This window comes from Sinomonas sp., from assembly GCF_036848755.1.
GTDB lineage: Bacteria > Actinomycetota > Actinomycetes > Actinomycetales > Micrococcaceae > Sinomonas.
In genome coordinates this window covers 1-9,854 of record NZ_DAIUJO010000125.1, presented here as the reverse complement: position 1 = coordinate 9,854, position 9,854 = coordinate 1, and the positions used below count along the sequence as shown (strand labels likewise).

Below are 9,854 nucleotides of genomic sequence, written 5' to 3'. Positions count from 1 at the left end.
CGTAGCTCAACCGGGCCTAGCCCGTTGCGCCGTCACCTCCGCGGGGTGCACACCCCGCGGAGGTGACGGCGCAACAGGAGTTCCGTTTCGCGGAAGTAAAATTCCAAAAAAGTCTGTGGAACCTATGGTGCGGATCACACGACGTTGCTACCTTTGAAGGGTCACGGCGGGCCATCGGGCGATCTGAGCTAGCAGATCCCGGAAGGCTATCTACCAGGCAACCTCAATTCAGAGCTTTCGAAGTCTGGTCAGGCCTGGTCCGCACGGATAGCCCCGGGCGCACTCGGTGAGGCTGGACTTCCCCCAAGCGAGGGAGTCTTCCATGACCACCACCCCCAGCCGCACCACAGCTCACGCCGACAGTCTCTTCCTGAGCAGGGCAGTAGAGCTCGCGGCTCAGAATGTCCTCGACCACGGCGGCCCCTTCGGCGCCGTCGTCGTCACCGCAGACGGCCAGGCGTTCGACGGCGTCAACCGCGTCACCTCGAGCAACGACCCAACCGCCCACGCCGAGGTGACCGCCATCCGTACAGCCTGCCGCGAGCTCGGCACCTTCGACCTCACCGGGGCCACGCTGTATTCAAGCTGCGAGCCGTGCCCGATGTGCCTGGCGTCGGCGCTCTGGGCGCGCATCGCCGTCGTCCGGTTCGCGGCCGATCGGCACGATGCGGCGAGCGCGGGATTCGACGACGCCGTCTTCTACGACTACTTCGACACGCCCGTCGAGCAGCGGTCGATGCCGGTGCTGCACACGGAGCCCGAGGGAGTCAGCCGCATGGCGCCCTTCGAGCAGTGGGCGGCCTTCGCGCAGCGCATCGAATACTGAGGCGGCTGCCATGAGCATCGAAACCAGCGCCCAGACAAGCACCGACGAGTTCGAGCCCGGGTCCGAGGGCACCCAGCAGACGACGACGGCGCCCACCACGCGTGCGGGCGCGGCGAAGGCGGCGAACGGTTTCCTCGACCGGTTCTTCAGCATCACGCTGCGCGGGTCGACGGTCTCCCGGGAGATCCGCGGCGGCCTCGTCACGTTCTTCACGATGGCGTACATCGTGATCCTGAACCCGCTCATCCTCGGCGGCTTCAACGCCTCGAGCGCACCGCTCGACGTCACGGGTGCGTTCCTGCCCGCGGCCCAGGTCGGCGCCGTCACGGGCCTCACGGCCGGGGTGCTGACGATCCTGTTCGGCATCTTCGCCAACCTACCGTTCGGCCTCGCTGCGGGGCTCGGCATCAACTCGTTCCTCGCGGTCGCCGTCGTGAAGGACGTCTCGTGGCCTGAGGCGATGGGGCTCGTGGTGATCAACGGCGTGCTCATCGTCCTCTTCGGGGTGACGGGCGCGCGGACGGCGATCTTCCGCGCGGTGCCGCGCGAGCTCAAGGCCGCCATCACGGTCGGGATCGGCCTGTTCATCGCGTTCATCGGCTTCGTCGACTCGGGCTTCGTCCGCGGGACGCAATCCGGGCCGCCGGTGCAGCTCGGTGAGAACGGCTCCATCACGACGCTCCCGACGCTCATCTTCGTGGTGGGGCTGATCCTCATGGGTATTCTCGTTGCGCGGAAGATCCAGGGCGGCCTCCTCATCGGCATCGTCGCGACGACGGGGCTGGCCATGGTCGTCGAGGCCATCTGGCACCTTGGTCCCGCCGGCCCTAAGAACCCCGACGGCTGGCACCTCAACACGCCCGTCCTCTCGGGGCAGCTCATCTCCGTGCCTGACCTCAGCCTGGTGGGCCATTTCGACCTCTTCGGCGCGTTCAGCCGCATCGGTCTCCTCGCGGGCCTCACCCTCGTCTTCACGCTCGTGTTCACGAACTTCTTCGACGCGATGGGCACGATGACAGGGCTTGCGAAGAGTGCCGGGCTGACCCAGAAGGACGGCACGTTCCCGCGCCTCAAGGCCGCGTTCATCATCGAGGGCTTCGGGGCGGTGCTGGGCGGCGTGAACTCTGGCTCGTCGAACACGGTGTACGTGGACTCGGCGTCCGGGATCGGAGAGGGCGCGCGCACTGGCCTCGCCTCGGTCGTGACGGGCGCGCTGTTCCTGGGTTCGATGTTCCTCACTCCGCTCACGAGCGTCGTGCCGCTCGAGGTCGCCTCGTCCGCGCTCGTCGTCGTCGGCACGATGATGGCCGGCCAGATCCGCGAGATCAACTTCCGCAAGTTCTCCGTCGCGCTGCCCTCCTTCCTCACGATCGTGACGATGCCCCTCACCTACTCGATCGCGAACGGCATCGGTGCCGGCTTCGTGACGTGGGTCATCGTCCGCGCGGCGAGCGGCAAGGCGCGGAAGATCCACCCGCTCATGTGGGTGGTCGCGGCGGGCTTCGTCGTGTACTTCGTGCGGGGACCGTTGGGCCACCTCATCGGGGCCTAGATGGCCTGAGAGCCGAGCCCGAAAGACCGCGCCCGCGGGGCCCCGGAAGTGACGCTCCGGGTCCTCGCGGGCGCACCATTGACTTACCCATGCGACCTGCGCATGGGAGAAGGGGGAGCCATGATCGAGCTCCTGAACGAGCTGGCCGGCTGGGCGCCGGCCACGAGCGGCACGCGGTGCGCTGTGGCCACCGTTGTCGGGGCGAGCGGTTCGGTGCCGCGGCCCGTCGGCACGTCGATGCTCGTCGCGGCAGCCGAGAGTTCCGGCCTCGCGCCGATGGTCCTCGGCAGCCTCTCGGGCGGGTGCGTCGACGGCGCGGTCGTCGCGGCCGCGCTCGACGCCCTGGACGACGGCGTCGCTCGACTCGAGCGATTCGGCTACAGCGCCGAGGACGCGTTCGCGGTGGGACTCACGTGCGGCGGCGAGCTCGAGGTCCACCTGCAGCCTTTGCCGCCCGAGTCCCTCGCGGTCCTCAGCGCCGTCGCGGGCCGCGCTGCCTCGTCGCCGTTCGCCGTCGTCCGTCGCCTCGCGGCGGCGGGGGAGCGAGCGGACGACGGCGCCGTCCGGCCCGTCGTCGTCCCCGAGCCTTGCCTGCGCCTCGCCGAACTGGCCGCGGCGCTCGGCCCGCTGTTCGAGGGGGACTCCGCGGCCGCCTTCAACGCGGCCTCGCTCGTGGCTCCCGTCCTCGCGCAGGGGGTCTCCGCCGTCGTGCCCGTCGAGCCGGACGGTGGGTGCTCGAGCGCCCCCAGCCCGGGGCCCATCCGTCTCCTCGTCGAGAGCCGCCTGCCGGCTCCGCGCCTGCTCGTTGTCGGTGCCAACGACTTTGGCGCTGCCCTCGTGCCGCCCGCGAAGCTCCTCGGCTACCGCGTGACGCTCGTCGATGCCCGCGCCGCGTTCGCGGCGCAGGAGCGGTTCGCGGCCGCCGATGACATCGCTGTGGCCTGGCCGCACGAGTATCTCGAGGCAGAGGCCGCAGCCGGAAGGCTCGACCGGCGCACCGCCCTCTGCGTGCTCAGCCACGACCCCAAGTTCGACGCCCCCCTCCTGGACGCCGCGCTCCGCCTCGACCTCGCGTATGTCGGGGCGATGGGGTCGCGCCGCAGCCACGAGCAGCGGATCGCGTCCCTCCTCCAGGCAGGACACGGTCCGCGGGATCTCGCGCGGCTGCACTCGCCGATCGGGCTTGACCTCGGGGCCGTCACGCCGGCAGAAGTCGCGGTCTCGATCCTCGCCGAGCTCGTCGCGTCCCGGAACCCGGCCGCGAGCGGGGCTCCCCTGCGGGACGTCCAGGGAAGGATCCACGGCGCTCGCTCCTCGGCGCGCGTGCGCAGTGAGCCGACCGGATCCGTTGAACGGCACGGTGAGCCCGCATGGACATGAACACCATCGAGGCCATCGTCCCCACGGCGAACCCGGCGGAGTGGCGCGAGGGGGATGCCTGGCTCGCAGGCGGGACGGTCCTGTTCTCCTACGGAAGCCAGACGCTGCGGCGTCTCCTGGACCTCAACTCAGCAGGCTGGGAACCGGTCGAGGAGGACGACGACGGCCTCACCCTGGCGTCCACGTGCACGATCGCCCGGCTCTGGGAGGTCGGGGACCCCGCGGGGGCGACCGTCGCGCGCTGGCCGGCGCTCGGCGTCGTCCGCCCGTGCTGCGACGCGTTCGTCGCGTCGTTCAAGATCTGGAACCTCTCGACCGTCGGCGGCAACATCGCGACGTCCCTCCCGGCCGGCCCGATGACGTCGCTGTGCGCGGCGCTCGACGGCGTCGCGACGTTGTGGGGCGCGGCTGGTTCGCGGGAGCTTCCCGTCGTCGAGCTCGTCACGGGCGATGGCCGCAACGCCCTCGAACCCGGCGAGCTCATCCGCTCGGTCCGCCTCCCGGCGCACGCGCTCCGGGCCCGGACGTCGTTCCGGCGCCTCTCGCTCAGCAACCGTGGCCGCTCGGGAGCGCTGCTCATCGGGCGGCGCGATACCGACGGCGGCTTCGTCCTGACCGTGACCGCCTCGACCAAGCGGCCTGTCCAGCTGCGGTTCGCCGCCGAGTCGCTCCCCGACGGCCCGGCGCTGGCCGCTGCCCTCGACGCCGCGATCCCCGCAAACCTTTACCACGACGACATCCACGGCCTGCCCGCGTGGCGCCGCGACATGACCTACCGGCTCGGCGAGGAACTGCGTCTCGAGCTGCTTGAGGAGGGCGCCTGACATGGCCGTCGAGATCAACGGGGCGCCCGCTCACGCGACCCCCCGCCCGGGACAGTGCCTGCGCACCTTCCTCCGGGAAGAAGGCGCGCTCGGCGTCAAGAAGGGCTGCGATGCCGGCGACTGCGGTGCGTGCACCGTCCACGTCGACGGCGTCCCCGTCCACTCGTGCCTCTACCCCGCGCAGCGTGCCGAGGGCCACGCGATCACGACGATCGAGGGCCTCGCGGGGACGGGCGCATCCGGCCCCGACGGGCTCCACCCGATGCAGCGACAGTTCATCCAGGCCCAGGGCTTCCAGTGCGGCTTCTGCACGGCGGGCATGGTGATGACCGCGGCGACGTTCGACGCCGCCCAGCTCGCCGACCTGCCGCGGAACCTCAAGGGGAACCTCTGCCGGTGCACGGGCTACGCGGCCGTCGAAGCCGCCGTCTCGGGGACCGGCCAAGGCGGACCGAGGGACGGCCGGATGGGGGACGACGTCCCCGCCCTCGCCGGCCAGCGGATCGTTTCCGGCACCGAAAGGTACACCCTCGACGTCACGGACGCTGAAGTGCCCGGCGGCCAAGCCGCGCTCCTGCACCTCAAGCTCGTCCGCTCGCCCCACGCGCACGCCCGGATCCGCTCCATCGACGCGTCGGCCGCGCTCGCTACTCCGGGCGTCGTCGCCGTCTTCACCGCCGACGACGCGCCGGACCTCCTCTACTCGACGGCCCAGCACGAGCTCGTCGAGGACGACCCGGACGATACCCGGCTCTTCGACGCCGTCGTTCGGTACCGGGGGCAGCGCGTGGCCGCGGTCGTGGCGGAGACGGTGGCTGCTGCAGAGGCGGGGGTGCGTGCCGTCGTCGTCGACTACGACGTGCTGCCCGCCGTCCTGACCCCGGAGGCGGCCCTCGCTCCCGGCGCGCCGGCCGTGCATGGCGAGAAGGACGCCGCGACCGCACGGATCGCGGACCCGGGCCGCAACATCGTCGCGGAGCTGCATTCCGAGATCGGGGACGTCGAGGTGGGGCTCGCCGCCGCGGACTTCGTCTATGAGGACACATTCCGGACCCAGCGCGTCCAGCATGTCGCGCTCGAGACGCACTGCTCGATCGCCTGGACCGAGGGCGACGTGCTGCGCGGGGACGGGACCCTCGTCGTACGCTCGTCGACTCAGGTTCCGTTCCTCGCGCGGCGAACGCTCTCGCGCATCTTCGGTCTCGCGCCCGAGCAGGTGCGCGTCGTGACGGGCCGGGTCGGCGGCGGGTTCGGGGGCAAGCAGGAGGTTCTCACGGAGGACGTCGCGGCGCTTGCCGCGCTCCGGCTCGGCCGGCCCGTGCAGCTCGAACTCACCCGCTCCGAACAATTCCGCGCCACCACGACCCGGCACCCCTTCACGATCCGGCTGCGTGCGGGCGCGAAGCGCGACGGGACGCTCACGGCGCTCGCGGTCGACGTCGTCACGAACACGGGTGCCTACGGGAACCACGCGCCCGGCGTCATGTTCCACGGGTGCAACGAATCGGTGAGCGTCTATCGGTGCGCGAACAAGAAGATCGACGCTCGTTCCGTGTACACGCACACTGTCCCCGCGGGGGCGTTCCGCGGCTATGGCCTGAGCCAGATGATCTTCGCGGTTGAGTCCGCGGTGGACGAGCTCGCCGCAGGGATCGGCATGGATCCCCTGCAGTTCCGGCAGCGCAACATGATCCACCGGGATGATCCCATGCTCGCTTCGCTCCCAGAACCTGAACCCGACGTCCTGTACGGCAGCTACGGCCTGGACCAGTGCGTGCGGCTCGTGGGCAAGGCCCTCAAGCGCGGCAGGGAACGGGAGCGCCTGTTTAAGGGGCAGCTCGGTGCTGACGGGAAGTCCGTCAAGGGTGAGCTCGGGCCCGAATGGCTCGTGGGCGAGGGCACAGCGCTCTCGATGATCGACACCGTCCCGCCACGCGGGCACTTCTCGCATTCTCGGATCGCGCTCCTCCCGGACGGCCGCTTCGGGCTCGACGTCGGGACGGCCGAATTCGGCAACGGCACGAGCACCGTGCACGCGCAGCTCGCAGCGACGGCGCTCTCCGCGGGCGCTGGGGACGTCGTGCTGCGCAGCGCGGACACAGCACTCACCGACCACGACACCGGAGCGTTCGGCTCAACGGGAACCGTCGTCGCTGGGAAGGCCACGCTCGCCGCGGCCGAGGACCTCGCGCGGCGCATCGTCGCCTTTGCTGCCGAATGGACCGAAGCCGACGTCGCCGAGTGCTCGCTGGTGCCGGGCGCCGTCGTCTGCTCGGGGCACGAAGTGCCGCTCGCGCAGCTGGCGGAGGCCGCCCTCGGATGCGGCGTCGATCTCGCGGCCGAGGGGCGCTGGGCAGGGACGCCCAGATCTGTCGCCTTCAACGTGCACGGGTTTCGAGTCGCAGTCCACCGAGGGACCGGCGAGCTCCAGATCCTGCAGAGCGTCCAGGCCGCGGACGCGGGCGTCGTCGTCAATCCGCGGCAGTGCCGAGGGCAGGTCGAGGGCGGGATCGCGCAGGCTCTTGGTGCGGCTCTGTGGGAGAACGTGCTCGTGGACGCTGACGGCGCCGTCAGCACCGACATCCTGCGGCAGTACCACATCCCCACGTTCGCGGATGTCCCGCGGAGTGAGGTCTACTTCGCCGAGACCACGGACGCGCTGGGGCCACTCGGGGCCAAGTCGATGAGCGAGAGTCCTTTCAACCCGGTTGCTCCTGCGCTCGCGAACGCGCTCAAGACTGCCACCGGCATCCGCTTTACCGAGACGCCATTCACCCGCGATCGGATCTATCTCGCTCTCAAAGAGGCCGGCCTCGCCCTCCCCGCCCGGCCAGCACCCGCACCTGCAGGGGTGTGACTCCGCGCTCCTGCCCGGTTGTGAATTCCCAACCGGTCGGGAGCGCGGCGTGTCGCTCGGTTCAAAGCCGTGGCGGAGACAGAAGTGGGCCGGAGGGAAGTCACCCCTTGACCGCCCGCCCTGAGTTCTCATAGAATTTCACTTGTCAGAAATAAGTTTCCGCTTTGTGAAATAGGGCGGATCGGTGAGTTCAGAAAGGGGAGGACGATGCCCACGAAAGAGACGAATCAGCTTGAACCCGCACAGGAGTCGGCTTCAGTCGAGCGGTACATCCCCCGTGGATGGACCACCGACCCGGACTTCGCCGTGAGCTCCGACCGCCTCGAGACCAAGCGCGACTGGTTCAGCCGGATGCTCGGCTGGCTCGCCGCCCGCTGACCTTCCACCGCGCTGCGAAGGGCCTCGACGCTGAGCGTCGGGGCCCTTCCTCTGTGCTTCTTCCTCTCCCCTTGCGCCGTCAGCTCTGCAGGGTGTGAACCCTGCAGAGCTGACGGCGCAACGTGCTAGTCCTCGGTGCTGGCGGCCGGACCCGCGTTGACGTCGAGCAGCCGGTATTTATCGATGGCCACTCGCGGCGCGTCCGCGGGGACGTCGCCGCGGCGGGCGAGCTCCTGGAGCGTGCGGACGACGACGGACGTCGAGTCGATCTTGAAGAATCGCCGGGCTGCGGCGCGGGTGTCCGAGAATCCGAACCCGTCGGCTCCGAGGACGGCGTAGTCGCCCGGGACGAACTGGCGGATCTGGTCCGGGACGGCCTTCATGTAGTCGGTCACGGCCACCACGGGGCCGGGGGCCCCTGAGAGCTGCTGCGTGACGAAGGGCACCGCGGTCTCCTCGCCGGGGTGCAGGAACGCCTGCTCCTCGACCGCGAGGCCGTCGCGCCGGAGCTCGGTCCACGACGTCACGCTCCAGACATCCGCGGCCACACCCCAGTCCTCTGCCAGGAGGCGCCGCGCCTCGATCGCCCACGGCACTGCGACTCCGGAGGCGAGCAGCTGCGCTCGAGGCGCGTCCTCGGAGAGGCCAACAACGAGCTCGTCCCCTGGGCCACTCGCCTCAAGGGGCAGGCGGTACATCCCGCGCAGCAGCCCCTCGACGTCGAGGCCCTCGGGTTCGGTCGGCTGGACGATAGGCTCGTTGTACACCGTGAGGTAGTACATGACGTTGGGATCCGGGTGGTTGCCGCCGTACATCCGCTCGATGCCGGCCCGCACGATATGCCCGATCTCGTATCCGTAGGCCGGGTCGTAGGTCACCACGGCGGGATTGGTCGAGGCGAGGATCGGGGAGTGGCCGTCGGCGTGCTGGAGGCCCTCGCCCGTGAGCGTGGTCCGGCCGGCGGTCGCACCGATGATGAAGCCGCGCGCCATCTGGTCTGCGGCGGCCCAGAACGAGTCGCCCGTGCGCTGGAAGCCGAACATCGAGTAGAAGACGTAGATCGGCACGAGCGGCTCCCCATGCGTGGCATAGCAGGTCCCCGCCGCGGTGAACGCCGCGACCGCGCCGGCCTCGTTGATGCCCGGATGGATGAGCTGCCCCGCCGGGGACTCCTTGTAGGCGAGCACGAGGTCGCGGTCCACGGAGAGGTAGTTCTGGCCCTTGGGGTTGTAGATCTTGGCCGTCGGGAAGAAGGCGTCCATGCCGAAGGTCCGGCTCTCGTCCGGCACGATCGGCACGACCCGTCGCCCGAATTCCTTGTCCCGCATGAGGTCCTTGAGGAGGCGGACGAACGCCATGGTCGTCGCGGCCTGCTGCTTTCCGGAGCCGCGGCGGGCGACGGCGTATGCGGACGACGGCGGGAGGCTCACCTCCGCGTGCCGGCTGCGGCGCTCCGGAACGGAGCCCCCAAGGGCACGGCGCCGCTCGAGCAGGTACTGGATCTCGGGTGAGCCCATGCCCGGGTGGTAGTAGGGCGGGCGGTACGGATCGGCCTCGAGCTGCTCGTCCGTGACGGGGATGCGCAGGTGGTCGCGGAAGTCCTTGAGGTCCTGGAGGGTGAGCTTCTTCATCTGGTGCGTGGCGTTGCGGCCTTCGAAGTGGGAGCCCAGCCCGTAGCCCTTGACAGTCTTCACGAGAACCACGGTCGGCTTGCCCTTGAACTCCACGGCAGCCTTGTAGGCCGCGTAGACCTTCTGGTAGTCGTGCCCGCCGCGCTTGAGGTTCCAGATCTGCTCGTCGGTCAGGTCAGCGACGAGTTCCTTCGTCTCCGGCGCCTTGCCGAAGAAGTGCTCGCGGACGAACCCGCCCGACTCGGCCTTGTAGGTCTGGTAGTCGCCGTCGGGCGTCTCGTTCATGATGCGCAGGAGGTGACCCTCGCGGTCCCTGCTCAGGAGGCCGTCCCACTCGCGTCCCCACACCGTCTTGATGACGTTCCAGCCGGCGCCGCGGAAGAAGGCCTCGAGCTCCTGGATGATC

General features: G+C 69.9%; 7 protein-coding genes. 6 read left to right on the top strand and 1 reads right to left on the bottom strand.

What is annotated here, in order from left to right:
* Positions 1-322: 322 nt before the first annotated feature.
* The 6 genes from V7053_RS15985 (at position 323) to V7053_RS15960 (ending at position 7,817) form a co-directional block, all read left to right on the top strand.
* The gene (locus V7053_RS15985) at positions 323-826 is read left to right on the top strand and encodes a nucleoside deaminase (protein ID WP_334173263.1); all 504 of its coding nucleotides are present in this window, start codon (positions 323-325) and stop codon (positions 824-826) included.
* Between the two features lie 10 nt (positions 827-836).
* A complete protein-coding gene (locus V7053_RS15980) occupies positions 837-2,378 on the top strand; it encodes an NCS2 family permease (RefSeq protein ID WP_334173262.1) in 1,542 nt (513 codons plus the stop codon).
* 120 nt (positions 2,379-2,498) lie between these two features.
* Positions 2,499-3,758, top strand: a complete 1,260-nt coding sequence (locus V7053_RS15975) for an XdhC family protein (protein WP_334173261.1) — start codon at positions 2,499-2,501, stop codon at positions 3,756-3,758.
* Positions 3,749-4,582, top strand: a complete 834-nt coding sequence (locus V7053_RS15970; RefSeq protein WP_334173260.1) for an FAD binding domain-containing protein — start codon at positions 3,749-3,751, stop codon at positions 4,580-4,582. The genes V7053_RS15975 and V7053_RS15970 overlap by 10 nt, the downstream gene beginning before the upstream one ends.
* A 1-nt stretch (position 4,583) precedes the next feature.
* Positions 4,584-7,439, top strand: coding sequence for a molybdopterin-dependent oxidoreductase (locus V7053_RS15965; RefSeq protein ID WP_334173259.1), 2,856 nt, complete (start codon positions 4,584-4,586; stop codon positions 7,437-7,439).
* Positions 7,440-7,646: 207 nt separating this feature from the next.
* Complete coding sequence (locus V7053_RS15960) at positions 7,647-7,817, top strand: hypothetical protein (protein ID WP_334173258.1); 171 nt, start codon at positions 7,647-7,649, stop codon at positions 7,815-7,817.
* Between the two features lie 125 nt (positions 7,818-7,942).
* Here the strand turns inward: V7053_RS15960 and aceE are convergent.
* Positions 7,943-9,854 (bottom strand): pyruvate dehydrogenase (acetyl-transferring), homodimeric type (aceE, locus tag V7053_RS15955; protein ID WP_334173257.1); only part of this gene is annotated, 1,912 nt, incomplete at its 5' end.

Coding starts and splice junctions, on each gene's coding strand:
- V7053_RS15985 (WP_334173263.1), top strand. CDS start 323: ATGACCACCACCCCCAGCCGCACCACAGCTCACGCCGACAGTCTCTTC.
- V7053_RS15980 (WP_334173262.1), top strand. CDS start 837: ATGAGCATCGAAACCAGCGCCCAGACAAGCACCGACGAGTTCGAGCCC.
- V7053_RS15975 (WP_334173261.1), top strand. CDS start 2,499: ATGATCGAGCTCCTGAACGAGCTGGCCGGCTGGGCGCCGGCCACGAGC.
- V7053_RS15970 (WP_334173260.1), top strand. CDS start 3,749: ATGGACATGAACACCATCGAGGCCATCGTCCCCACGGCGAACCCGGCG.
- V7053_RS15965 (WP_334173259.1), top strand. CDS start 4,584: ATGGCCGTCGAGATCAACGGGGCGCCCGCTCACGCGACCCCCCGCCCG.
- V7053_RS15960 (WP_334173258.1), top strand. CDS start 7,647: ATGCCCACGAAAGAGACGAATCAGCTTGAACCCGCACAGGAGTCGGCT.